Genomic DNA, 25014 nt, shown 5'->3' with positions numbered 1-25014 from the left:
CGGTGCCCCGGATGCCTAGCCGGGGAAGAGGCGGCCCAGGTGGTACCGCAGGACGGCGGTGGCGTCCTCGGCCGTCCGCTGGTGGAGGAGGACGCTGAGGCCGAGGCCGGCGGAGACGGCCAGCAGGATGACGGCCTCCTGGCGCGGGTCGGCGGCGCCGGCGGCGGTGAGGTGGGCGGTGAGGAAGGCTTCCATCTCGTCGGGGGCGGCGAGGAAGGACCGGCCGGCGAGGGCGGGGTCGGTGACGGAGAGTACGGCGTACTCGGTGTAGATGAGGTGGAAGGCCCGGCTCTCCTCGTCGGTGGGGACGGCTTCGAGCAGTACGGCCTCGATGATGCGGCGCGGGTCGGTGCCGGCGCCGCTCGCCCGGACCCGGTGCTGGACGCGTTCGCCCATGCGGGTGGCGAGGCGGGTCATGGCGGCCAGGAGCAGCTGTTCCTTGGTGTCGAAGTAGTACTGGACCAGCCGGACGGAGATGCCGGCCTCGGCGGCCACGGAGCGCATGGTGACGGAGTGGAGGCCGTTGTTCGCCGCCGAGCGGAGCAGGGCGTCGATGATGTGGGCCCGTCGCTCCTCGTGATCGACCAGCTTGGGCATCGGGTTCCTTCCGGATGTTTTTGTGGTACAACCATACCATCAAAACCGGGAGGGATCATGACCAGGACCAGCGTCGGACACTTCGCCAGCGAGGCGGCCCGGACGAAGTTCCTCGATGCGTACGACCGGGCGATGGGGCTCTGGCCGAGCCCGCGCCGGGAGCTGGACGTCGAGACCGGCTACGGCACCGTCCACGTCCACCACTACGGGCCCACCGAGGGTGAGCCGATCGTGCTGCTGCACGGCCACGCCGGGCACCCGTCCAACTGGTACCCGCAGATCGCCGCCCTCGGCGAGCACCACCCGGTGTACGCGATCGACACCCTGGACGACCCCGGCCGCAGCGTGCAGCGCGCCGTCGCGGCCGGGTCGCCGGAGAACGCGGCGTGGCTGGGGGAGGTGCTGGCCGGGCTCGGGCTGGAGCGGGTGCACCTGGTCGGGGTCTCGTACGGCGGCTGGCTGGCGCTCAACCAGGCCGTCCACGGGCCGGAGCGGCTGGCCTCCGTCGCGCCGCTGGACCCGGGCGGCATCGAGAAGGTGCCCGCGCGGTTCTACGCCCACATGATCGGCGGGCTGTTCGGCATGCTGGCTCCGCGACCGCTGCGCCCGGCGGTCGGGCGGCTGCTGGCGAACCCGGCGCTCAGCGCGCCGCGCGAGATGATCGCCCCGCTGATGCTCGCCATGCGCAGCTACAAGCCGTCCAGCCGCCCGCCGGCCCGGCCGTTCACGGACGAGGAGCTGGGCTCGATCGAGCTGCCGGTGCTGGTGCTGGTGGGCCGGCGCAGCGCGCTGCTGCGGCCGCGTCAGGTGGTGGAGCGGGTGACCGGGCTGATCCCGGGCGTGCGGGCGGAGATCGTGGACCGGGCCGGGCACGGGCTGAACCTGGAGCAGCCGGAGCTGGTGAACGAGCGGCTGTTGGGCTTCATCGGCGCGGTCGGGCGGGAGCGGCGGGTGGAGTAGGCCGGCTGCCTTCCTGGCCGGTCAGCCGTCAGCGGTCAGCCGTCAGCCGTCAGCCGGTCGGCCGGTCGGCCGGTCGGCCGGTGAGCCGGGCGGGGGCGGCGGGCAGGGCCGCAGCTGCATGCCCCTGCGCCACCGCACCCCGCCCGGCAGGTCGAACTGCCCCTGACGGCTCGCCACCGTGATCTGTTCGACGGCCAGCGTCGCCGTGGCCGTGCAGTGACCTGCCCGTACCGCGACGATCCTGCCCCGGCGGACGACGACCACGATCCCCTGGAGATCGAAGACCACCTCGATGGTCACCACGAGGGTGCCGACCGGCTCCCCGTCGACCAGCACCTTCAACGGTGCGCCCGTCGGCGGGGGGCGCACGGCCGGGGCGAGAACGGAGAGAACGGAGAGAAGGGCGACGACCGCGTACGGGCGCGGGGCGGCCGAAGCGGGTGGCGAGGAGCCGTGCGGTGCGGGCGGCGTCGGCGAGTAGCGGCTGGGGGCCGAGGGCGGGGCGAGGTGAGCGCGGCGGGCAGGCCGACCCGGTGGTGGCATCCGGTGCCGAGCAGCCGCGGGCTCAGGACCGGTCGGGTGCCCGCGCGTCGGGCCAGGGACTGGTCGAGGGACGGTTGCGCGAGGCCCAGGAAGTGGCACCGGAGGGGGAGTTCGGGCCGGAGCGCGCGAACCACCCGGAGCGGGGTGCGGATCGCCTCTCCAGTCCCAACGGTGACACCGCGTATCTCGCCTTCCTGGTGGCCTACTTGGCGTGCTCGGTGCTGACCTGGTCGGTATGGCTCCGACCGGCGGTACGGGAGTGGCGGGGTGGTCGGAATGCCTGACGGGATGTCAATTCGGCTTGATGTGGCTCGATCAAGCCGTATGTGAACCATGTGTGCCGTTTCCGCCCTCGGGGTGCCTGGGTCGACTGCTACAGTCCGAAGGTCAATCCACCTCACTCCCTCCCCCCGCACAGGGCAACCGACGGTAGGTGTTTCATGATTGATGACGCGTTCGCCGCGACCGTGAAGTCCCTCCAAGTCCCCGAGATGGGAACCGACTCCACCGCCCCGCTGCTCTACTGGCTGATCCGGACGCTGCGGCCGCAGCGCGTCCTGGAAGTGGGCATGGGGTACACCACCCCCTTCCTGGCCAAGGCCCTCAAGGACAACAAGGAGTCCTGGGAGGCGGAGCGGGCCCTGCTCGGCAGCCCGGAGGCCGCCGAGGTCCAGCCGCTCGCCCACGCCGCCTACTACGACGAGCCCTATGAGCCCGAGCTCATCTGCATCGACCGGATGACGGACCCGACCTCCTCCGCCCCCCGGGCGCTCAAGGTCATGGACGAGCTGCAGTTGTCCGGCGTCTGCCGGATCATCGAGGGCGACCTGCGCGGTTCGGCCGACAAGGTCCGGGACGCCTTCGGCCTGGTCGACTTCGCCTGGATCGACACCTGGGACACCCTCGCCTTCGTCCGCGAGTACTGGGACCTCATCAACCCGGCCGGCGGGTTCTTCGCCGCCCACTACCTGATGACCTACCCGGAGGGCCGCGCGGTGCTGCGCTACCTGGAATCCCTCCGGGGCCGGGAGGGCGGCCGGCTGGAGATCACCAGCCTCCGCGAGCCGCACCGGTTCGGCCAGAACAGCACGACCCTGATCCGCCGCGTCCGCGACTACGTGGACCCTGAGGACCTCCGGCCGCAGGGCAGCAGCAACGACCCGACCGGCGTCCTCGGCATCGGCTAGCGCCCGAGGACCAGCGCCCCAGGACCAGCCTCCGAGGGCCAGCGCCCGAGGACCAGCGCCCCAGGACCAGCGCCCGAGGGCGCGAAGCCCGGCACACCCACCGGCCCACCCCATGGTGACCACCCTGAACCGCGGCAACGGTTCCGCGGACGGCATCGAAGGCGGCGATCGTGCAGCTCTACTCGGTCACTCCGGAATCGACGAGTGAGCACCAGGTGCTCGCACAGGACTTCCTCACCCGGGTACGGGAGACCGCCACGGCCTGCGAGCGCGCGGGCTGGGGCGGCATCCTCGTTCCGCACAACCTCCACGAGGTGGACCCCTGGCTGGTGGCCGGCTACCTGGGATCGGTCACCGGCGGACTCGTCCCGCTGATCGCCGTCCAGCCGTCCTCGGTGCCCCCGCACACCGCCGCGGCGATGGCGGCGGCGTATGCCGCGCTGTACGGCCGCCCGGTGCACTTCAACCTGGTGGCCGGCGCCCGGGACGACGAACTGCGGCGCACCGGCGACCACTTGACCCACGACGAGCGTTACGAGCGGATGCGCGAGTACGGCCGGGTGCTGCGGGCGCTGCTGCACGGCGAGGAGGTCGACACCCGGGGCACCTACTACGCTTTCGAGCGGTTCAGCCTGGAGCCGAGGCCCGAGGTGCTGTCCCGCTGCAAGCTGTTCGTGGCCGGCTCCTCGCCCGCCAGCCTCGGCGTGGCCCGGGAGATCGCCGACGTGGTGGTCACCCACCCCGCGCGCTTCCCGGAGTGGGAGGAGACCTTCCTGGAGCCGCTGCTGGCCGACGGCTACACCGGCGAGATCGGGATCCGGATCGGCATCCTCGCCAAGCCCGTCGCGGAGGAGGCCTGGGCGACGGCCGGCAAGCGGTTCCCGGAGTCCTGGCAGGGCCGGCAGGAGACGCTGCTCAAGACCGTCTCGCAGAACGCGTGGTCGCGGCAGATGGCCGTGCACGCGGTGGCCGAGGAGCCGGAGCGGCCCCCCGGATCCGCCCCGGACCCGTACTGGCTGGGGGCCTTCCGCAGCGGCCGGGCCAGCGCCCCCTTCCTGGTGGGGGACTACGAGGAGGTGGGCGCCCGGCTCGCCGACTACCTGCGCGCCGGCGTGGGCCACGTGCTCCTGAACGGCAGTTACGAGGACGACTACGAGGACATCAACGCCGCCGTCCGGGCGGCCCGGCGGGAGACCGGCACGCCGGAGTCCTGAGGCCGGCCCGACCGAGGCCGCGCCCCGCGAACGGTTCATGGAGGTGTGGAGAAGTTGAGTCTGGTGGAGCGAAGCGGCCCCCTCACCACGCTGCAGACCCGCTGGTGGCTGAGGATCTACTGGCGGGAACAGGGCGCGTTCGACATCGCCTGGTCCAAGCTGTGGGAGCTCCCGCCCGGGATCTCCGTCGACACGGCGACCGAGGCCCTGACGGTGCTCGTGGAACGGCACGAGAGCCTCCGGACCGCGATCGCGCTGGGCCCGGACAACCTGCCGGTCCAACTGGTCTACGGCATGGAGGGCCTGCGGCTGCCGGTGTCCGTCGCCGATCTGGACACCCTGGACGAGTTCGGCGACCTGGCCGGGGTGCACCCGCTGGTCGGCGGCTCGATCCTGATGCGGCCGCCCTGGTCCGCGCGGCTGTTCGTGGAGGACGGCGAAGTCCGGGCGCTGGCCCTGATCTTCGAGCACGTCATCATCGACGGCTCGGGCACCCAGAACCTCCGGGAGCAGTTCCTGGCGCTCTGCCGGGGCACGGAGGAACCGCGGCTGCGGATCACCCACCCGCTCGACCGGGTGGCCGCCGACAAGGTGCACTCCCACGCGCCCGAGCGGGAGGACCACAGCCCCGACCCGCGCGGCCTGGTGCCCCAACTGCTGGTGCCCGCCGCGGAACGGGAGACGGACGGGCCGCGGTTCGTGATCTCCTCGACCAGGTACGCCGGCCTGCTGCCGATCATCGACCGGATCTGCCGGCGGCACCGGGTGTCCCGGGCGATGGTCCTGATGCACGCCCTCGGCTGGCTGTTCTCGCGCCACTCCGGGATCCCCCGGATCATGTTCGGCAACGCCGCCGGCCACCGGCTGCCCACCGACGACAGCATCGACGACCTCGCCCGGACGGTCGAGGTGGTGCTGGACTTCGCCGAGGACCGCACCTTCGCCGAGTCCCTGGCCGACGCCTCCGCCACCCTGCTGCGGGTCTACGCCGAGGACCTGCGCCTGGGCATGCGTTCGCTGGACTCCCGGGCGCGCCTCGCGGAGCGGCGCGGGGTGGCGACCGTACGGGGGCTGTACTTCAACTTCCAGGGGCCCTCGCAGCCCGGGGAGAGCGCCCCGGACGGGGAGCGCGGCGGGGCGCCGGTGGAGGTGACCCGCACCGACGAGTGGCGCCCGGACGACAGCCACTGGACCACCGCCCTGTGGGTCTACGTCGACGACGCCACGGTTTCGGTCGACTTCGACATCGACACCGTGATGTTCCCCGCGCCGCTCATCCACACCATGGGTGAACTGCTGCCCCGGTTCATCCGGTTGATCGACGAACAGCCGGACGAGCCGCTGCTCGGCGCCCGCGCGATCCTGCCCGAGGGCTACCGGCTGGCCACGGACTCGCTGCTGGTGCAGGGGGCCTGGGTCGACCTGGGCGCCGTCGCCCGGGTGGTCGGCGCCGTCCCGGGGGTGCTCGACGCCGCGGTGACGGTGGAGGCCGACGAGATCGTGGCGCAGCTGGCCCTGGACGAGTCGGCCTGTCTGTTCGACGTGCACGAGCACGTCCGGTCGCTGCTGCACGACAGCGTCGACCTGGTCGCCCCGCACCGCTACCGGCTCACCGACGCCTCCAAGACCCGGGCCACCGGGCGCGGCCTGGCGGACCTCGCCGAGGGCGCCGACTGGGTGCCGGGCCACGCCCTGCCGGTGCTCGGCGCGGAGACCGAGCCGGAGCGGGAGCTGCTGGCGGCCCTGTGGGAGACCCAGGGCCTCGAACCGGCCACCCTGGCGCTCACCTACACGGCGGCCGGCGGCCGGGCGATCCTGGCGCCCTCGGTGGTGGAGAGCCTGCGCCGCCGCGGCCTGACCGGCCTGCGGCGCTGGCACTTCGACTCGCCGTGCACCCTGCGCACCCTCGCCCGGGCGCTGGTCCGGGAGTCGGCCGGCCACCCGCTCTGAGTCGTGACGCCGAGCGGCCTCGAACTCCCTGTTCCTGGAGGGGAGTTCGAGGCCGGTTCGGGCGCCGGACTACCGGCCGTCGGCGTACTCCAGTGCCATCGTGGACCAGGAGTACGGCCCGCTCACCGCGGCCAACAGGAGCTCGCCGGGGGCGAGTTCACCGGCCGCGGCGCGCCGTTGCAGGGTGATCAGGAGGTCGGCCGAGAAGCAGTGCCCGAGTTCGGTGACCGGGCCGAGCAGCAGCTTGTCCGCGGGCATCCGCATCGCCGCCAGCAGGAACTTCTGCGCCGCCGGGCGGTAGTTCGGCAGCACCACGTGCCGGAAGTCCTCGCGGCCGCGGCCGAGCCCGTCCAGCAGTGCGGCGACGCCCTCCGAGGCGAGCCGGACGGTGGAGAGGATGCCGTCCTCGGCCGGGTCGACGGCGGCCGGCCGCACGGCCGTCCGGGTGCCGGTCGCCGCCACCCGGAACCGGGGGCCGGCCGGCTCGGGACCGGTGGTGAGCAGGCAGGCGGCCGCGCCGTCGCTGAACACCGACAGACCGCTGGCCATGATCCGGTGCCGGTCCGCCGTCCGGTCGGCGAGCACCAGCAGGACGCGTTCGCAGCGGCCCGCGGCCAGCGCGTCGGAGGCCACCCGGACAGCCGGGACGAGGTTGCCGCAGTCCTGCCCGGACAGCGCCAGGTGCTCCACCGAGGCCAGGCCGAGCCGGTCGGTGATCCGGGCCAGCGAGCCGGTGGTGTCGGGGTCGTTCTCGCTGACGTAGACCACCAGGCCGGGCGGGCCGGCACCGGCGGCGAGGCTCTGCTCGGCGGCCTCCACCGCCAGCTCCCAGATCTCCTGCCGGCTCTCCCGGAAGTGGACGATCTCCGCGACCAGCGGAGCGATGTCCGCGGTCGTCGTCCCGGCCAGTTCGGACACCTTGCGGGCCTCGCCGCAGGCGTGGCCGATGGCCGAGATGGTGGTGCCGGGCATGGTTCCCCTCACTGGTCGGTGGCCGAGATGGCCTGGACGGGACAGTTCCTGACGGCGTCGCGGACGGCGTCGTGCAGCGCCGGGGCCGGCCGGGCGTCCAGCAGCACGACCGTGCCGTCCGCGTCGTCCTGGTCGAAGACCTCGGGCGTGGCCAGGGCGCACTGCCCGGAGCCGACGCAGACGCCGGGGTCGACGGTGAGGTGCACGTTTCCTCCTCGCGGCTGGCGGGTTGGGGGCTGAGGGTTGAGGGTTGAGGATTGCGGGGCTACCAGGTGACCGGGAGCCGGTGCACCCCGTAGAAGCCCATGTCGGTGGAGAGCGGGACCTCGCCCGGCGGAACGGCCAGCGCGAGCCCGGGCAGGCGCCGGAACAGGGCGGGGAAGGCGATCCGCATCTCGACCCGGGCCAGGTTCTGGCCGAGGCACTGGTGGATCCCGTACCCGAAGGCGAGGTGGCCGGTGGCCCGGCGGGTGAGGTCCAGCCGGTCGGGGTCGGCGAACTGGGCCGGGTCCCGGTTGGCGGCCGACAGCGAGACGGTGACGGACTCCCCGGCCCGCAGCGAGCGTCCGGCCAGCTCGACGTCCTCCAGCGGGGTGCGCGGCACCCCGAAGTGGAAGATCGTCAGGTAGCGGAGCAACTCCTCCACCGCGTTGTCGGCGAGCGACGGGTCCCCGGTGAGCGCGGCCAGCTGCTCGGGGTGCGACAGCAGGGCGAAGGCGCCGAGGCTGAGCGAACTCGCCGTGGTCTCGTGCCCGGCGGTGAGCAGCAGCACGCCGACGCCGGCGATCTCCTCGGTGCTCAGGGTGCCGTCCGCGACGAGGACGCTGAGCAGGCCGTCGTCCGGGCGGCCGCGCTTGTGCTCGGTGAGCTCGCGCAGGAAGGAGTCCAGCTGGTCCATCGCCAGGGCGGCCTGCGCCTCGGAGACGTCCAGGCTGAACAGGGTCGCGCTGTTGCGCTGGAAGGCGGCCCGCTCGGCGTAGGGCACCCCGAGGAGTTCGCAGATCGCCAGCGAGGGGACGGGCAGGGCGAACCGCTCGACCAGGTCGGCGGGCGGCGTCGACTCGGCCATGGCCGAGAGGTGTTCGTCGACGACCCGGTCCAGCTGCGGTCGCAGGTCCTTCATCTTGCGGGCGGTGAACCGGCCGGCCAGCCGCTGGCGGATCCTGGTGTGCTCGGGAGCGTCCATGTCGACCAGCCAGCCCGGCAGGGCGGTACGGCCGTAGAACGGGTCGGCGCTCGGCCGGGCCACCGGGGCCCGCTTGAACTCGGAGCGGGCGCTGAACCGGGGGTCGGCCAGCACGCTCCGGGCCAGGGCGTGGCTGGTCACCAGCCAGCCGATGTGGCCGTCCGGGTAGCGCAGCCGGCGGATCGGCTCGTGCGCGCGGTCCCCGGCCAGCTCCTCCGGCGGGTCGAACGGGCGGGCGCGCACGGTGGGCAGCATCGGGGGCAGGACGGTGGGGCGGGTCATGGGATCTCCTTCCGCAGGAACTCGGCCAGCCGCCGGACGCCGGTCTCGATCTGCTCGGGATCGAGGTAGCTGCAGGAGAGCCGCAGCTGACGGTCGCCTCCGCCGCGGAGGTGGAACGGGGCCATCGGGGTCCACAGCACGCCGTACTCGGCCGCCGAGACCTCCAGCAGGGCGGTATCGGCCGGCACGGGCAGCGTCATGCGCAGGAAGAACCCGCCCTCCGGCCGGTTCCAGCCGATCCCGCTCGGCAGCGGCCCGGCGAGGTGCCGGTCCAGCGCCTCGGCGAGGTGGGTGAGGTTGCGCTGGTAGAGCGCGGCCTTGCGCCGGCTCAACTCCACCAGCGAGCCGCCGTGTTCGAGCAGCATCCCGCCGATGATCGCCTGGCAGACCGGGGAGGTGTTGACGGTGACCATGCTCTTGACGGCCGCGAGTTCGTCCGCCAGCAGGGTCTCGGAGCCGTCCGCCCCCGCCACCGGCTGGTCGGCGACCACGTAGCCGACCCGGGCGCCGGGGAAGGCCACCTTGGCGAAGGTGCCGATGTGCACCACCCGCCGGTTCCGGTCGAGCGCCTTCAGCGGCGGCAGTTCCGTCCCCGGCGTCGCGGTGAACCCGTAGGCGTTGTCCTCCAGGACCAGGAAGTCCTCCCGGTCCGCGAGTTCGAGCAGCCGGTGGCGGACCGGCAGCGACATCCGGCTGCCGCCCGGGTTGGAGAAGTCCGGCGCCACGTAGCAGGCCCGGATCCGCCGCCCGGCCCGGCGGGCGGCCCGGCACTCCGCCTCCAGGGCGTCGAGGTCGATCCCGAGCGGGGTCTCGTCGACCGGGACGAGGTCGACGCCCAGCAGCCGGGCGGCGCCGGTGATGCCGACGAAGCACGGGTTGGCGACGGCCAGCAGGTCGGCCGGGCCGGCGAACAGCGCCCGGAGCACCAGGAACATGGCCTCCTGGGCGCCGACCGTCACCACGACGGCCGCCTCGGCGGCGTCGATGCCCTGGTCGCGGCGCAGCGCCGCGGCGACGATGCCGTTGACCAGGCCGCGGCTGGGCCCGTACTCGTAGAGCAGGCGCCGGGCCCGCTCCGGGGTGTGGCCGCAGTCCCGGACGAGGTGCTCCAGGAAGCGGTCGACGTAGCGTTCGGGGGCCAGGTCCCGCAGCAGGTCCGGGTGGGGGGCGCCGGGGGCGAAGGAGATGGCGTCCGGGTAGCGGCCCATGACCTCGTTGAGGAAGCCGATCGACCCGAGCACGGGCTCCCGGAGCGAGGCGTGCAGCGAGGAGGCGGTCAGTCGCACCACGGCGCCGCTCACCCCCGGGACCGTGACCGCTGCCAGCGGCGCTCCACCTTGGCGAGGACGTCCGGGCTGTAGGCCCGTTCCACCTGGGCGACGGCGAACTCGGCCAGGTACTCCCGGTAGAGGTCGAGCGGCTCCTCGGCCAGGTTGAGCATCCGCCGGTTGGCGGCCACGGCGGGGGCGCCCAGCTCCCGTACGGCGCGCTCGACGGCCTCCGCCATGCCCTCGGCGGGGACCACCTCGTCGCACAGCAGCCGGGCCTCCGGGTCGGTGGCCTCGATCCGGCGCCCGCCGAGGATCACCTGGCGGGCGAGGCGTCCGCCGGTGAGCCGGGTGAGCCGGAGGTTGCCCAGCCCGGGGACGATGCCCTCCTCCGCGGCGGGGAGGCTGAAGTAGGCGTCGGTCTCGGCGATCACCCGGTCGAGGACCAGCAGCAGCTGCATCCCGCCGCCAATGGCGAAGGAGTCGACCGCGCCGACCCACGGCTTGGCGACCGTACGGTCGGACCACGCGCCGGGTGCCGGGTCGGTGAGCAGCCCGCGCGCCATCTTGTGGAGGTAGCCCAGCTCCCGGCCGAGCAGGAAGTCGACGAAGGAGATGGCGCCGTTGCGCAGGTCCTTGAGGTTGATGCCCGCGCTGAACACCCGCCGGCCCTGGTAGCGGGGGTGGTCCACCGGGCCGCCGCGCAGCACCCCGACCCGGACCCGGTCGTCCAGCAAGGCGAGGTCGACGGCGGTCTCGACGTCGGCGATCAGCCCGTTGTCCTCGGCGTTCAGGCAGTGGGCGTTGTGGAAGGTGACGTGCGCGGCGGTGTCCCGGCGTTCGACCACCACGGAGTCGAGGTCGACGCGCCCCTTGACCCGGAAGTCGTCGAGCAGGTCGAGGGCGCGCGGGGTGGGGGCCAGCATGCTCTCGATCAGGTGCGGGCCCGCGGTGCGGGAGCGCAGCACGGCGGCGCAGAAGACGCCCTGGTCGATCTCCCGGCCCTCCTTGTCCGCCTGGACGCGGGCCCGTTCGGCGTCCATCCGGGCGCGGTCCGGGACGAGCCCGGGGAAGCGTTCGGCGGCGGCGTCGAGGAGTGCGGGCAGCCGGGGGCGGCGGGTCAGGCCGTCGGTGAGCAGGCCGTACACCGCGTCGGTGTGGCGGGCGAGGAAGGCCCGGCGGGCGGTGCGGGCGGCGGCGTGGACGGCGTCGGCGCGGTGCTGCTGGGCGGCGTCGCGCCCGGCCCGGGCCGGGAGCGCGGCGAGCACCTCCTCCCCGGCCCGGGCGTACCGGGCCAGGGCGGCCGTGTCGTCGGCGAGGTCGCCGGTGAGGGCGGGCGGGGCGTGGTCCGGGCCGGCCGGCGGTGCGGCGGTCATCGCTGGGTGCTCCCCGGCGTCGCGGCGGAGGCGTCCTGCCGCAGCCTGCGCAGTTCGCGGTCGCAGGCGGCCAGGTGCACGCCCACGGCGTCGTCGTAGTCCGCGGAGCCGGCCTCCAGCAGCAGCAGGCGGCGGATGGTCAGTTCCTGGTCCGAGATCCGGCCCATCAGCACCGTCGCGGTGTGCACGGCCTCGGCGACGTCCTCGCTGATCTGGTCGATCAGGCCGAGTTCCAGGGTCCGGTCGACCGAGATGTCGTTGCCCCAGATGACGATCTGCCGGGCCTTGGCGAGGCCCAGGTGCCGGACCAGCCGGTAGACCGACATGCCGGGCCAGAAGTGGCCGTCGTTGACGGGCAGCATCAGCAGCAGGTCCGGTGCGCCGATCCGGAAGTCCGCGGCGAGCAGGAGGTCCAGGGCGGGGCCGCCGCAGGCGCCGCGGGCGGCGGCGATGGTCATCGCGGTGAGGCGCTCCAGCCGGCGCACCGCGCGTTCCCAGCGGTTGACCTGCTGGATGGCGACGGCGCCGGGCCAGGCCCGGACGTCGGCCGGGGTGGCGTCCAGCCGCAGCACCACGACGGACTTCTCGCCGCGGTTCTCCACCTCGTCGCAGACCGAGTTCAGCAGCGCGGTGAGTTCGGCCAGCGGCCGCGTCCCGTCGATCCGCACCATGAGGCCGAGCCCGTCGGGGAGCTGTGTGAGGTCGGGGTTCTCGTTCATCCGGCCGTCCTTCCTTCCGTCACCAGCCCACCAGGGCCATTTCGATGGTCGATCCGGGACCCATCGTCATGAAGACGCCGAATTCACCGGACTTCGCGCGGCCCTCGGCCGCCAGGCGTTCGTACGAGAACAGGAAAGAGCCGCTGGAGAGGTTTCCGTGGTCGCGCAGGACCCCGGTGGTGTGCCGGACGTCCCAGCGGGTCAGTCCGAGATTCACCCGGACCGAATCGATGACCTTCTTCCCGCCGGAATGGACCACCCAGTGGGAAATGTCGGAGCGACTCAGTCCGGTTCCGTCGAGCAGGCGGTCGAGCGATATCTCCGCGTGCGCGCCGACGACGTAGGGGACTTCCGGGTCGAGGTAGAAACTGAATTTCCCCTGGGCGTCGTCCCAGTCGTAGCGCATCGCGCCGGAGGCCTCCGGGATGATGCAGCTGGAGAAGCGCAGCAGCGCCGGGTGGCCGGCCGTCGTGCGGGCCCGGGCCGGCCCCCGGTCGTCCGGCTGTTCGGAGGCCATCAGGGCGACCGCGGCCGAGCCGTCGCCGAACAGGCTGTTCACCACCGAGGAGCGCATCGTCCCGTCCAGCACGTAGGCGGCCGAGCACGGCTCGATGCAGACCATGACGGCCAGCTCGCCGGGGTGCGCCGTGGCCCAACCGGCAACTGCTGTCAGGCCGTTGAGGCCCGCGTTGCACCCCATGCCGACCACGTCCAGGCGGGAGCAGTGCCGGCTGATCCCCAGCTCCTTGATCAGCAGCGCGGAGAAGCCCGGGGTGAGGAAGCCCGTCGATGTGACGCAGCACAGGTAGCGCAGGTCGGCGAGGGTCGCGCCGGCCTCCTTGAGGCAGGCCTCGACCGCCTGCCGGCCCATGGTGATGCCGCCGGTGACGTGCTTGGCCAGCAGCTGCCCCTGGGTCTCGACGGCCCGCGAACCGTCCGGCAGCGGCGGCGGCAGGGTGAGGCCGCGGCGCTCGATGGCGCTGTTCAGGAATATCGAGCGGATCCGCGGATCGGTGATGGCGAAGATGTCCAGCAGTTCGCGCTGGGTGTAGGAGGTCTCGGGCACCGATGTCCCGACGCCCAGGATTCTCGGCGAGGTCACCCGGGATTTCCTGGCGAAGGATTCCGGACTGGGCCGGACACTCCTGTCGGCGAGTTTCACATCAATCTCCTCCGGGCCGAAATCCGGTACTGGATCCGGTGGTTGTCGCGCTATGATCCCTGCCATGTCAGAAGAATCCAGGAGCAGCGATGGTTCGGTTACCGCGCGCACCTCGGAGGACCCGAGGGTGCGGTACGAGAAGGACGGTCACGTGGCTCGGGTGACGCTCGACCGGCCCGGCGTCCTGAACGCCATGGACCTGCGCATGCACGAGGAACTGGCGGCGGTCTGGGACGAGGTCGAGGCCGATGACGAGGTGTGGGTGGTGGTGCTCTCCGGCGCGGGGGAGCGCGCCTTCTCCGTCGGCCAGGACCTCAAGGAGCTGGCCGAGCGGGTCCGGGCCGGCACCGCCGGCACGGCCACCTTCGGCAGCCGGGGCAAGCCGGGCTGGCCGAGGCTGACCGAACGCTTCGACCTGGCCAAGCCGGTGGTCGCCAAGGTGCGGGGCTACGCGATGGGCGGCGGCTTCGAACTCGCCCTGGCCTGCGACATCGTGGTCGCCGCCGAGGACGCGACCTTCGCCCTGCCGGAGGCCAGGCTCGGCCTGATGGCGGGCGCCGGCGGCGTGTTCCGGCTGACCAGGCAGCTGCCGTGGAGGACGGCGATGGGGCACCTGCTGACCGGCCGCCCGATGGACGCCCGGCGGGCGTTCGAACTCGGGCTGGTCAACGAGGTGGTGCCGGCCGCCGAACTCGACGCCTGCGTGGACGGCTGGGTGGCCGACATCCTGCGCTGCGCGCCGCTCTCGGTGCGGGCGATCAAGGAGGCGGCCGGCAAGTCCGTCACGATGCCGCTGGAGACGGCCTTCGCCACCCGCTACCCGTGGGAGGAGCGGCGGATGGCCAGCCGGGACGCCGTGGAGGGCCCGCTCGCCTTCGTGGAGAAGCGCGACCCCCGGTGGCAGGCCCGCTGAGGCCCGACCGGCCCGGGCGGCGGCGGGTGCCGGCCGCCGGCGTCCGCCGCCGCACGCCGTCGAGCGCATCAGCTCAGGTAGTCTTCGGGGCCGCCGTCGCGGACCGTGTCGAGGGTGAAGCAGTGGAAGCCGCCGCCGAACAGGCGCCGGTGGCGGTGCCGGACCGGCACGACGGTGAAGCCGTGCTGTTCCAGCTTGCGCATCAGCTCCGGGCAGGCCTCGTTGACCAGGACGGTGTCCGGGCCGGCGGAGAGCACGTTCAGGTCGATGAACGGGCTGGTGAGGATCAGGTCGTCGTCGCCGTACTGCGGGAAGTTGTTGCCCTCGGGGGCCGGCGGGACGATGAGGTCCCACGTGCGGAGCGGCTCGGGGAGCTTCTCGGCGACCTTCTCGGAGCGGACCAGCAGGGTGCCGGGGCGCAGGGCCAGCACCATGCTGTCGATGTGGCTGTCGCTCAGCTGGTGCACCCGGTGGATGCGGAAGCGCCCCTCCAGGTGGCGCTCCAGCCAGTCGCAGGCCAGCGCGTGGTTGGCGGTGGAGATGTTGACCACGAGGTCGCGGCCGAGCCGGAGGCACTGGGCGCCGTCGAACATCATCTCGAAGCCGACGTCGTACGGGGAGGGCCGGGGGTCCGCGATCGGCTCGGTGGGCCCGCCGACCGTGCTGTTGCGGGCGTAGGTGAGGTCGAAGGACGCGTCGGTCATCAGCGGCCGGGGCATGACCGTCCACCGGGCGCCCTGGCGGAAGTACTCCTGGAAGATCGGGGTGAGGAACTGGGTCTCGAAGTAGCGGGAGCGGATCATCGGGGGCGTCTCGATGATCTCGTCGCCGACGATCAGGGTGTTGTCCCGGACGTTCAGCGGCGGGACGACCGACGCCTCCCAGGCCAGGGTCTCAACCCGGGCGGTCGCCGGGTCGACGTCCATCGGGCGGTGGACGGTGACGTCCAGGGACTCCAGGGCCTTGACGATGCCGTCCAGGTCCTCGTTCAGCTCGTCCACGTAGCGCTGTTTGATCGGCTTGCGGCTGGAGTTGCCGGCCTGCCTGTCGCGGCCGGCCGCGGACAGCCGGGGGTAGTACCACTCCGAGCGCGAGGAGTTGTCCTTGGCGATGTTGTCGTGGAAGAACAGGTCGAAGGAGAGCTCGCGCTCGTGCGAGGTGTAGTTCACCGCGGAACCGACGATCACTTCCCTGAGCGGCGACCATTCGTCGAAGGTGTTCAGCTGCATCGCAGGCTCCTCCAGTGGTGGATCCGTTGGCACATGGCTTACGCGAAGTAGCGATCGATGACCGGGCACGGTCGCCGGCCTCGGATGTGTCACGGGCGCCGGCCGCGGCGGCGGGAATCCTCGAGGCAGCCGCGGGGTGGCTCCGGCCCGCAAGGGCAGGGCGGTTCTGGCACCTTGGATAGTTCGACATGCAAGCACACTTGTGTCGCCGTGGCCAGAGCGGGGCCTTTAATCCGCCAACCTGTGCCGGGATCCAGGGGCGTGCGGGGACGCGTGCGCTCTCACCATTGCTTCACCGCGCCGCGGCGGCACGTCAACCCCTCGTTGTTAAAGCGCGTTTCGCCGTCTGTGAGCGATTCACCCAAAAGCTCGTCGAGCGCCCTCCGTAAGTTTATGATCTTGGTATCATTGGCGACCCGTCGTGAGTTGACGGCGCGTCGGAACTCTCCCCGCGCCCCGCTGGGGCGCTCCTGAACTGACTTTTCGGGCAAGGGGATTGACCTGCTGTCAGCTGGCGGGAGAGGCTCGGAGGCGCCGGATCGGCCGCCCGGGTGCCGGTGGATCTCGGGATTGACGGCTTGGCTGTACATGTGCAAGACTCGACTCCGAGTAACAATCCGTCATTGTGCGCGGATGTGGATCGCGTAAGAAGCGACATCTCCACCCAGGACCCTTTCCCGACAGGTCGAAATCGCCAGGGCCGTCACCGTGCCCGGAGCGGCGATCCCCACGTCGGAAACCCCCCCAACGTCAGAATTCATCAGCTGATGGTCCAGGAAGGGAATGCTCATCCCATGAGCGACTCGCACGAGGGTGACCCGGTCTACGAGCGCTTCCAGTTCTTGGTGAACGCCCCCGCCCTCTTCAATGCGGTGGCGACCGCCGTCGAACTGGACGTCTTCCGGTTCCTCGCGGACCACCCCGGGGCAACGTTCGAGCAGATCCACGCACGCGCCGCCATCCCCGCCCACCAGCTCCGCGTCCTGCTCCAGGCCGTCTGCGCCACCGGGCTGCTGGAGCGGACGAACGGGGAGTACGCCAACTCCCCGGTGGCCCGGGACCTCCTGGCCTCGGACGCCCCGGACAGCTGGGCCCACATCCTGGTGGGCTGGAAGGAGGTCTACTACCCGGCCTTCTCGCACATGACCGCCGCTCTGCGGGCCGGCACCAACCTCGCCCTCGCCGACCACCCCGGCGACGAGCCCACCCTCTACCAACGGCTCTCCCGCAACCCGGAGTTGGAGGCGGTGTTCCACCGTGCGATGAGCGCCTTCACGCTCCGCTCGGTGGACGCGCTGGTCGACCGCGACGAGTTCGCCTCGGTGCGCCACCTGCTCGACGTGGGCGGCGGCGACGGCACCACCTCGGTCCGGCTCGCCCGGCGCCACCCGGGCCTCCGGTCGACGGTCTTCGACATGCCCAGCGTGTCGCGGCTCGCCGAGCACGAGGTCACCCCGGACCTGGCCGGCCGACTCGCCCTGCACCCCGGGGACATGTTCACCGAGCCGTTCCCCACCGGCGCCGACGCCGTGCTGTTCAGCCACGTCCTGGAGATCTTCGCCGAGGACCAGATCCTCGCGCTGCTCACCAAGGCGTACGACGCCCTCCCGCCCGGCGGCAAGGTCTTCGTCTACGGCTACAACGTCTCCGACGACGAGACCAGCGGAATCTTCTCCGCCCGGCTCGGCCTCTACTTCAACGTGCTCGCCAGCGGCCAGGGCATGGCCTACCCGGCCAAGGACTACGAGGCGTGGCTGCAGCGGGTAGGCTTCGGCGACGTCAAGACCATAGGCGGGCTCCCGTACGAGCACGGGCTCAGCATGGGTACCAAGGCCTAGGGCGTCTCTTGTGGATCTTGTCGGATCCGGCGAACATCCGCAGGACACGCCCTGAATCCCCGTCGTTGCACCCGCCCGGCAGAGCGCGGGAGGTGCCCCCAAGATGACAAGTGTTGGACGACATGCGCCAGTTCCCCGAACCAGATCCGGGCAGGCCCGCACTCGGTTCCCCAAGTCGCTACCTCTTATGGCTGGTGGCCAACCACCGCACCTCGATGATCCTCGCCGTCTGCTACGGAGTGGTCTGCACGCTGGCTCAGGCCTTCGTGCCCGCCGCGATCGGCCGGGGCATCGACGAGGGACTGATCGCCCGGGACAAGGGGGCGTTGGTGCTGTGGAGCGCCGCCGTCCTCGCCCTGGGCGTCACCCAGGCCGTCACCGGAACCCTGCGTGACCGCTGCTCGGTGACCAACCGGTTCGGCGCCAGCTACCGGACCATGCAGCTCGTCACCCGCCAAGCCGCAAGCCTCGGCGCGGAGTTGCCGCGCCGGGTGTCCGCCGGATCGGTGGTGAGCGTCGGGGCCACCGACATCACCCGGATCGGCATCGCCCTGGAGAGCACCGCCCGCGGCGGCGGCGCCGTGGTGTCGATCGTGGTCATCGCCGGCGTGATGCTCACGGTCTCCTGGCCGCTCGGCCTGGTCGCCCTGGTCGGCGTGCCGCTGTCGGCCTGGGCCATCGCCCGGCTGATGCGGGTGCTGCACAGCCGTCAGCAGGGCCTGCGCAAGGAGCAGGGGGCGCTCGCCGACCTCGCGGTGGACATCGTGGAGGGCCTGCGGGTCCTGCGCGGCATCGGCGGCGAGAAGGTCTTCGCCGCCCGCTACCACGAGCGCTCCCAGCGGGTGCGCGGCGAGGGCGTCCGGGTGGCCGCCGTCGAGGCCAACGTGATGGCGGGCCGGCTGCTGCTGCCGGGGCTTCTCATCACCGTCATCGTCTGGCTCGGCGCCCACTTCGTCGACACCGGCCGGATGAGCCCGGGTGAACTCGTCGCCTTCTACGGGTACGCGGTGTTCCTCGCCGAGCAGCTGCGCCGCGCCACGACCATGGTCGACCAGCTGACCCGGGCCCTGGTCGGTGCCCGGATGTCCTCCGAATTCCTGGCCCTGGAGCGCGAACTGACCTCGGGCGGCCGCGACACGGCCGAACTCCCCGAGGCCGGCACCCTGCGCGACCCGGAGTCCGGCATCGAACTCCCCCCGGGCCGGTTCGTCGCGGTGGCCTGCGCCGCCTCCGGGGACGCCCAGCTGCTGACCGACCGGCTCGGCCGCTACACCGACTCCTCCGCCAGCTACGGCGGCGTCCCACTGGCCGACTTCCCGCTGGACGAGGTGCGCCGCCGGATCCTGGTGGTGGACCACGACGCCCGGCTGTTCTCCGGCGAACTGGGCGCCCAGCTCGACCCGGACGCCCGCGACGCCGACGACCGGGGGCGGCTGGACCGCGCGATCGAGGACGCCTCGGCGGCCGACATCGTCGACGCGCTCCCCGACGGCCTCGGCCAGGAGATCCTCGGCGGCCGCGAGTTCTCCGGCGGTCAGCGGCAACGGCTCAACCTGGTACGGGCGTTGGTCGCCGACCCGGAGACCCTCATCCTGGTCGAGCCGACCAGCGCGCTGGACGCCCACACCGAGGGGCGGGTCGCCGGCCGGCTCGGAGCCCACCGGCGGGGCCGGACGACCGTGGTGTTCACCACCAGCCCGATCGTGCTGGACCACGCCGACCACGTGGTCTACGTGGAACACGGCAAGGCCGTGGCGCACGGCAGCCACGAGGAACTGCTCGCCAACGCCCGCTATCGATCCGTCGTGACCCGAGAGGTAGCAGTGGCGTGAGCATCCTGCCCGTGGCAACACCCAAAGAAGTGCGCTCCTACGCCCGGCGCCTCATGCTCCAGTACCCCCGGCAGCTCTCCCTCACGCTGCTGCTGCACACCCTCGCCACGGTGGCCGGGCTGGTCGCCCCGAAGCTGCTGGGCGACCTGGTCGAGGACGCCGGGAAGGGCGTCAACGACACCACCGGCGTCGCCCTGACGATCAGCGCGGCCGTCGTCGCCCAGGCGGCCTTCACCCGCTTCGCGATGCTCGCCTCGCTGAAGCTCAGCGAGAAGGTGCTGGCCCGGCTGCGCGAGGAGTTCGTCGACCGGGTGCTCGCCCTGCCGCTGGCCACCGTGGAGCGGGCCGGCCCCGGCGACCTGATCAGCCGGACCACCCGGGACGTCGACGTGCTGGCCAACACCGTGCAACTCGCCGTCCCCGACACCCTGGTGGCGCTCGCCACGGTCGCGCTGACGCTCGGCGCGATCGCCCTGACCGCGCCCGTCCTGGTGCTGCCCTGCCTGGTCGCCGTACCCGTCCTGTGGCTGTCCACCCGGTGGTACCTGCGCCGGGCCCGGGCGGGCTACCTACGGGCGAACGCCTCCTACGCCCGGCTCACCGGCGGCCTCAGCGAGACCGTCGACGGCGCGCGCACGGTCGACGCGATGCGGCTGGCCGGCCACCGCTCCGCCCGGGTCGACGGGGACATCGCGGAGTCCTACGCGGCCGAGCGCCGCACCCTCTACCTGCGCAGTGTCTACCTGCCGATCGCGGACACCGGCTACATCCTGCCGGTGGCCGCGACCCTGCTGGTCGGCGGGCTGCTCTACCTGGACGGCCACGTCTCGATCGCGGCCGTGACGGCGGCGACCCTCTACGTCCAGCAGATCATCGGCCCGGTCGACCGGCTGCTGTACTGGATGGACGAACTGCAGGTCGGCGGGACGGCCCTGGCCCGGATCCTCGGCGTCGGCAGCCCCGCCGAGGAGGCGGCCGAATCCGGCACGGAGCACGTCCCCAGCGGCAAGGACATCGTCGTCCAGGGCGTGACCCACGCCTACCGCGAGGGACAGGACGTCCTGCACGCCGTCGACCTGGTGGTCAAGCCGGGGGAGCGGCTCGCGATCGTCGGCCCGTCCGGCGCCGGGAAGAGCACCCTCGGCGCGCTGCTGGCCGGGATCCACACCCCCCGGGCCGGCTCGATCACCATCGGCGGCACCGCGCTGACCGACATCCCGCTGGCCGAACTGCGCCGGGAGATCGCCCTGGTGACCCAGGAGCAGCACGTCTTCCGGGGCACCCTGCGGGACAACCTGCTGATCGCCAAGACGGACGCGTCCGACCGGGAACTGGAGAAGGCCCTCGGCTCGGTGGACGCCTGGGACTGGGCCTCCGAACTGGGCCTGGATGCCGAGGTGGGCTCCGGCGCGGCCGCGCTCACCCCGGTCCAGTCCCAGCAACTGGCCCTCGCCCGCCTCGTGTTGACCGACCCCTACGCCGTGATCCTGGACGAGGCCACCTCGCTCTTCGACCCGCGCGCCGCGCGGCAGCTCGAACGGGCCCTGGCCGCCGTCCTGGCGGGACGCACCGTCATCGCCATCGCCCACCGGCTGCACACCGCGCACGACGCGGACCGCGTCGTGGTCATGGAGGACGGCCGGATCAGCGAGACCGGCAGCCACGACGAACTGGTCCGCCAGGGCGGCCCGTACGCCCGGCTGTGGCACTCCTGGCACGGCGACACGGCCGATGTGATGCCCTCCGGCTGACCACGGGGACTCCTCCCCGGCATGACGGATCGGACCGGCAATCCACCACGAGAGCTGAAGCCCGGAAGGAGAAGTCATGGAGGGCACCGAGCCGAGCGGGGCCGGTCGCCGGCCAGGCCACGACGGAGGGACGACGGCGGGAGCGGCGCCGCCCGCCATGCCGGCGCCGCTCGACCTGGCCACCGACCGGCCCCGGCTCACCGCCGGACCGTACCGGGGCGAGACCGAGCGCGTACCGCTCCCCGCCGGGACGACGGCCCTGCTCGACGAACTGGGCCGCAGCACCGGCGTCCCCCCGGCGATCACCCTGCTCACCGTGTGGGCGGCCGTGCTGCACCGGCACACCGGACAGGCCGACCTCCTGCTCGGCCTGGACACCGCCTCCTTCGCCGAGGCCGGGCCCGAGGCCTCTCCGACGAGGACGACCGGTACGACCGGGACGACTGGGAGGACTGGGACTGGGACTGGGACTGGGACGACCGGACCGGCCGCCGACCCCGGGATCCGCCCGGTGCGCCTCGGCCTGCGGCCCGACGCCCCCTTCGCCGACGAGCTGCTCCGCTGCCGGGCCGCCGCGACCGAGGCCCTGGGCAGAGCGCCGGAGGGCGAGGCTCCCGAGCTGCGGGCCGTCGCCGGCCACCCCGCCGAGCCGGAACTGCGGGCAGTGGCACCGGACCTCGCCCTCGCGCTGGCGGACGACGGCACCGCGCTCTCCCTGCGCTACAACGCCGCCCTGCTGTCCCGCGCCACCGCCGGCTGGATCCTCGGCCACTGCCTGACCCTGCTCGCCGAGGCCGTGGCCAAACCCGGCCAGCCGCTGCGCGACCTCCGGGTCCAGGACGGCCCGGTCCACGCTCCCGCCTGGCGGCTGCCCGTCCCGGCGGGCCACACCGCCCCCGCACCCGCCGAGCGGGGCGAGGACCTGGTCGACCGCTTCCGCCGCACCGCCCGGGCCCACGCCGAGCGACCTGCCCTGGTCGGCCCGTCCGGCACGCTCAGCTACGCCCGACTGGACCGCGTCACCAGCGCGACGGCCCGCCGGCTGCGCCGCTCCGGCGGCCCGGGCAGGCGCGTCGCGCTGCTCTGCGCGCACGACCTCGGCTCGGTGGTCGGCGTCTGGTCGGTGCTCAAGTCCGGCGCCACGTACGTCCCACTGGACCCGCGCCAGCCGGACGCCCGGCTCACCCGCCTGCTCCTCGACGCCGAGGTCGGCGCGATCCTCTGCGACCCCGAACTCGCCGACCGCGCCGCCGCCGTGTTCCGCGGCCGGCACGTCCTGCCGCTCGATCTGACCGACCCGGGGGAGCCGGCCGACGCCGGACGGGCCGTCGACCCCGGCGAACTCGCCTACCTCCTGCACACCTCGGGCTCCACCGGCAAGCCCAAGGCGGTGATGCAGACCCGGCACAACGTCCTCGCCCACGGCCTCCGCTACGCCGACCGGATCCGCATCGGCCCCGGCGACCAGGTGCCCCTGCTGGCCCGCTACACCTTCGACGCGGCCGTCATGGACCTCTACGGCGCCCTGCTCACCGGCGCCACCCTGCACGTACTGGACCCGTTGCTGCCGGCCCCCGAACTGCGCGGCCGGCTCGCCGCGGCCGGGGCGACAGTCGTGCACTGCACCCCGACCCTGTTCCGGCACCTCACCGGAGACCTCCCCGCCGACGCCGCCGGGCCCGAGCCGACGCTCGCCGCCGTCCGCGCGGTGGTGCTCGGCGGCGAGGAGGCCACCCAGCACGACCTGCGCAGGTTCCTCCGGGCCTTCCCGGCGGACAGCGCGCTGGTGAACGGGCTGGGCCCGACCGAATGCACCCTGGTCACCCAGCACCTGGCCGGCCGGGCTGACCTCGGCAGCGGCGCGCTGCCGGTGGGCCACCCCGTCGACGGCGTCCGGATCCGCCTCGTCGACCAGGACGGCCACCCCACCGAACTCTGCGGCGAGCTGGAGATCCACAGCGACCACGTCGCCGAGGGGTACTGGCGGCAACCCGACGTCACCGCGGGGGCGTTCGGCACCTCGGCGGACGGGACACGCTTCTACCGCACCGGCGACCTGGTACGCCGCCGGGCCGACGGAGCCCTCGTCTTCCGCGGCCGCAAGGACCGGCAGATCAAGATCCGCGGCCACCGGATCGAGCCCGGCGAGATCGAGGCGGTGCTGCGCGGCCACCCCACCGTCGCCGAGGCCGTGCTCACCGTCGACACCCGGCAGCCGGTGGCCCGGCTGGTCGGGTACGTCACCCCGGCGACGGCCTTCCCGCCCGACCCCGAGGAACTCCGGCGCTACCTGGCCCGGACCCTGCCCGAGTACGCGGTGCCCTGGCGCGTCCTCGCCCTGGACCGGATGCCGCTCGGCCCGACCGGCAAGCTCGACCGCTCCGCGCTGCCCGACCCCGAGGAGGTCGCGGCCGGCCCCGGCGAGGCGCCGCGGACCGTGACCCAGATCGCGGTGGCCGCCGTCTGGTGCCGGGTCCTCGGCGTCCCCTCGGCCGACCTGCACGGCAACTTCATGGCCGGCGGCGGGGATTCGATCCGGCTGCTGGAACTGCTGTCCGCGCTCCAGGACGGGTTCGGGGTCGAACTCGACCTCATGGAGGTCCTCGCCGCCCCGACCGTCGCCACCCTGGCCACCCTGATCGAACGGGAGAACTGATGCTGATCCTGCCCAGCGAGCGGGCCGCCCGCACGGCCCGCGGGACCGGGGACGGGACCCGGATCCTGATCGCCAACGACTTCAGCGAGGACGTCCGGACCGACCGCGGCTGGACCGGCTGGTGGGTGCAGCGGATCGCCTGGTTCGCCGAGGACGGCGACGTCCTGGTCCTGCCGGTACGCCCCGAGGAGGCGTTCCTCGACTACGTGACCTCGCACACCGGCGTGCGGCGGGCGAGCCTGACCGTCGTCGTCCCGCCCGCCCACGCCGGCAGCGAGGGCACCCTCTCCCCGGCCCGGCTGGCCGACCCGGAGTTCGTCGAGGCGCTGGAGGAGGCCGTCGGCGACCGCGCGGTGACCCACCTGTCCGCCCTGTGGCCGGACGCGGCGGTGGCCCGGCTGGCCCGCACCCTCGGTGTCCAGGACGCGATGCCCGGCTACGGGTTCGTCGACCAGGCCGGCGGCGTGCTGGTCAACAGCAAGTCCGCGTTCCGCACCATCGCCGGCGGCGCCGGAGTGCCGCTGCCGGAGGGCGCCGTCTGCACCAGCCCGCAGGCCGCCGAGGAGGCGATCCTCGAACTCCTCGCCGGCGGACCGGTGGTGGTCAAGCACGACTACCTCTCCGGAGGGCGCGGCAACGAGATCCTGACCACCGGCGAGCGGTTCCGCCCGATCGGCGCCCGCCGGGTGATCACCGTGGACGGCCGCGCCGAGGTGCGCTCCTACCTGCGCGAGCGGTGGGAGTGGCTGACCGCCGCCGGCCGGGGGCGCCCGGTGGCGGAGCGCTACGTCCGCGACAGCTCCGCGTTCTTCACCGAGTTCCTGCTCACCGACGAGGGGGTGGAGCTGACCGGGGACGGCGAACTGCTCTCCGCCCCCTACGCGGTGGGCCAGATCATGCCCTCCCAGGGCCTGGAGCCGGACGTACTGGAGCGGATCATCGAGGGCGGGCGGCGGCTCGCCGAGGCGCTGCACGCGATCGGCTACCGCGGCATCCTCGGCCCGGACGCGATCGTGACCCCGGAGCGCGAGGTGCTCTTCACCGAGTACAACGGCCGGGTCACCGGCTCCACCCACATCTACGGGCGGATCGGCCGCTACGGGGTCGGCGAGGGCTTCGGCAAGGACCGGGTCATCCTCGAACGGGTCTGGCCGGAGGGCTGGTCGACCCCCTCCTTCCCGGCCACCCACGCCGCGATCCGGGAGGCCGGCCTCGCCTACGACCCGGCCACCCGCACCGGCGTGGTGCTGACCAACGCCTTCGACGGCAACAACGGCGTCATGTACTGCGTGGTGGCCGAGGACCTGGGCTCCGCCTGGGCCCGGGACCGCGCCCTGAAGCCGCTGTTCGCCGCCAACGGGCCGACGGACTGAGCCGTG

Annotated in this window: 20 protein-coding genes; 10 read left to right on the top strand and 10 right to left on the bottom strand. The window is 73.0% G+C overall.

The window, feature by feature from the left end; all coding sequences use genetic code 11:
* Window positions 1-15: 15 nt before the first annotated feature.
* Window positions 16-597 carry a TetR/AcrR family transcriptional regulator gene (locus ACZ3YL_RS06165; protein ID WP_188303559.1) on the bottom strand — a complete coding sequence of 194 codons (582 nt, stop codon included), beginning with the start codon at window positions 595-597 and terminating at the stop codon, window positions 16-18.
* A 57-nt stretch (window positions 598-654) separates the two neighbouring features.
* On the opposite strand from ACZ3YL_RS06165, the gene ACZ3YL_RS06160 reads away from it, so the two are divergent.
* Window positions 655-1557: an alpha/beta fold hydrolase gene (locus tag ACZ3YL_RS06160; RefSeq protein WP_465655796.1), complete on the top strand. Its 903-nt coding sequence runs from the start codon at window positions 655-657 to the stop codon at window positions 1555-1557.
* 42 nt (window positions 1558-1599) lie between these two features.
* Here ACZ3YL_RS06160 and ACZ3YL_RS06155 read toward each other — a convergent pair whose 3' ends face one another.
* Entirely contained in the window at window positions 1600-1926 is a 327-nt protein-coding gene (locus tag ACZ3YL_RS06155) for a hypothetical protein (protein ID WP_465655794.1), read from the bottom strand.
* Between the two features lie 614 nt (window positions 1927-2540).
* Here ACZ3YL_RS06155 and ACZ3YL_RS06150 point away from each other — a divergent pair.
* From ACZ3YL_RS06150 to ACZ3YL_RS06140, 3 genes are all read left to right on the top strand, one after another.
* Entirely contained in the window at window positions 2541-3287 is a 747-nt protein-coding gene (locus ACZ3YL_RS06150) for an O-methyltransferase (protein WP_188303557.1), read from the top strand.
* Window positions 3288-3457: 170 nt separating this feature from the next.
* On the top strand, window positions 3458-4501 hold the full coding sequence (locus tag ACZ3YL_RS06145) for an LLM class flavin-dependent oxidoreductase (protein WP_188303556.1): 1044 nt from the start codon (window positions 3458-3460) through the stop codon (window positions 4499-4501).
* Between the two features lie 45 nt (window positions 4502-4546).
* Window positions 4547-6451 (top strand): condensation domain-containing protein, encoded by a 1905-nt coding sequence (locus tag ACZ3YL_RS06140; RefSeq protein WP_465655792.1) that lies wholly within the window; start codon window positions 4547-4549, stop codon window positions 6449-6451.
* Window positions 6452-6520: 69 nt separating this feature from the next.
* Here ACZ3YL_RS06140 and ACZ3YL_RS06135 read toward each other — a convergent pair whose 3' ends face one another.
* Genes ACZ3YL_RS06135 through dpgA form a run of 7 tightly spaced genes read right to left on the bottom strand, consistent with a single transcriptional unit; the run spans window position 6521 to window position 13356 of the window.
* The gene (locus ACZ3YL_RS06135; RefSeq protein ID WP_465655790.1) at window positions 6521-7423 is read right to left on the bottom strand and encodes a hypothetical protein; all 903 of its coding nucleotides are present in this window, start codon (window positions 7421-7423) and stop codon (window positions 6521-6523) included.
* A gap of 8 nt (window positions 7424-7431) precedes the next feature.
* The gene (locus tag ACZ3YL_RS06130; RefSeq protein WP_188303553.1) at window positions 7432-7629 is read right to left on the bottom strand and encodes a ferredoxin; all 198 of its coding nucleotides are present in this window, start codon (window positions 7627-7629) and stop codon (window positions 7432-7434) included.
* A gap of 59 nt (window positions 7630-7688) precedes the next feature.
* Window positions 7689-8891, bottom strand: coding sequence for a cytochrome P450 (locus ACZ3YL_RS06125; protein ID WP_465655787.1), 1203 nt, complete (start codon window positions 8889-8891; stop codon window positions 7689-7691).
* Window positions 8888-10192 (bottom strand): aminotransferase-like domain-containing protein, encoded by a 1305-nt coding sequence (locus ACZ3YL_RS06120; protein WP_465655785.1) that lies wholly within the window; start codon window positions 10190-10192, stop codon window positions 8888-8890. The genes ACZ3YL_RS06125 and ACZ3YL_RS06120 overlap by 4 nt, the downstream gene beginning before the upstream one ends.
* Window positions 10189-11535, bottom strand: coding sequence for a (3,5-dihydroxyphenyl)acetyl-CoA 1,2-dioxygenase DpgC (gene dpgC / locus ACZ3YL_RS06115; protein ID WP_465655783.1), 1347 nt, complete (start codon window positions 11533-11535; stop codon window positions 10189-10191). The genes ACZ3YL_RS06120 and dpgC overlap by 4 nt, the downstream gene beginning before the upstream one ends.
* Window positions 11532-12254 carry an enoyl-CoA-hydratase DpgB gene (gene dpgB, locus ACZ3YL_RS06110; protein WP_188303360.1) on the bottom strand — a complete coding sequence of 241 codons (723 nt, stop codon included), beginning with the start codon at window positions 12252-12254 and terminating at the stop codon, window positions 11532-11534. Before dpgB ends, dpgC begins: the two co-directional genes overlap by 4 nt.
* A gap of 19 nt (window positions 12255-12273) precedes the next feature.
* On the bottom strand, window positions 12274-13356 hold the full coding sequence (gene dpgA / locus ACZ3YL_RS06105) for a 3,5-dihydroxyphenylacetyl-CoA synthase DpgA (protein WP_317620937.1): 1083 nt from the start codon (window positions 13354-13356) through the stop codon (window positions 12274-12276).
* 211 nt (window positions 13357-13567) lie between these two features.
* Between dpgA and dpgD the strand changes: the two genes are divergently transcribed.
* Window positions 13568-14329, top strand: a complete 762-nt coding sequence (gene dpgD, locus ACZ3YL_RS06100) for an enoyl-CoA-hydratase DpgD (RefSeq protein WP_465655780.1) — start codon at window positions 13568-13570, stop codon at window positions 14327-14329.
* A gap of 68 nt (window positions 14330-14397) precedes the next feature.
* Here the strand turns inward: dpgD and ACZ3YL_RS06095 are convergent, their stop codons facing one another.
* Window positions 14398-15558: a glycine amidinotransferase gene (locus ACZ3YL_RS06095; RefSeq protein WP_188303363.1), complete on the bottom strand. Its 1161-nt coding sequence runs from the start codon at window positions 15556-15558 to the stop codon at window positions 14398-14400.
* A 794-nt stretch (window positions 15559-16352) separates the two neighbouring features.
* On the opposite strand from ACZ3YL_RS06095, the gene ACZ3YL_RS06090 reads away from it, so the two are divergent.
* From ACZ3YL_RS06090 to ACZ3YL_RS06070, 5 genes are all read left to right on the top strand, one after another.
* Entirely contained in the window at window positions 16353-17396 is a 1044-nt protein-coding gene (locus ACZ3YL_RS06090; RefSeq protein WP_223241880.1) for an acetylserotonin O-methyltransferase, read from the top strand.
* 194 nt (window positions 17397-17590) lie between these two features.
* The gene (locus ACZ3YL_RS06085; protein ID WP_465655778.1) at window positions 17591-19228 is read left to right on the top strand and encodes an ABC transporter ATP-binding protein; all 1638 of its coding nucleotides are present in this window, start codon (window positions 17591-17593) and stop codon (window positions 19226-19228) included.
* Between the two features lie 11 nt (window positions 19229-19239).
* Window positions 19240-20979: an ABC transporter ATP-binding protein gene (locus ACZ3YL_RS06080; protein WP_411292896.1), complete on the top strand. Its 1740-nt coding sequence runs from the start codon at window positions 19240-19242 to the stop codon at window positions 20977-20979.
* Between the two features lie 76 nt (window positions 20980-21055).
* A complete protein-coding gene (locus ACZ3YL_RS06075; RefSeq protein WP_465655775.1) occupies window positions 21056-23635 on the top strand; it encodes an amino acid adenylation domain-containing protein in 2580 nt (859 codons plus the stop codon).
* Window positions 23635-25008: a preATP grasp domain-containing protein gene (locus tag ACZ3YL_RS06070; protein ID WP_465655773.1), complete on the top strand. Its 1374-nt coding sequence runs from the start codon at window positions 23635-23637 to the stop codon at window positions 25006-25008. Before ACZ3YL_RS06075 ends, ACZ3YL_RS06070 begins: the two co-directional genes overlap by 1 nt.
* The last annotated feature ends 6 nt before the right edge of the window (window positions 25009-25014 follow it).

The sequence above is a fragment of the Kitasatospora sp. NPDC023176 genome (assembly GCF_055560495.1).
This window is presented reverse-complemented; position numbering and strand designations above follow the sequence as displayed.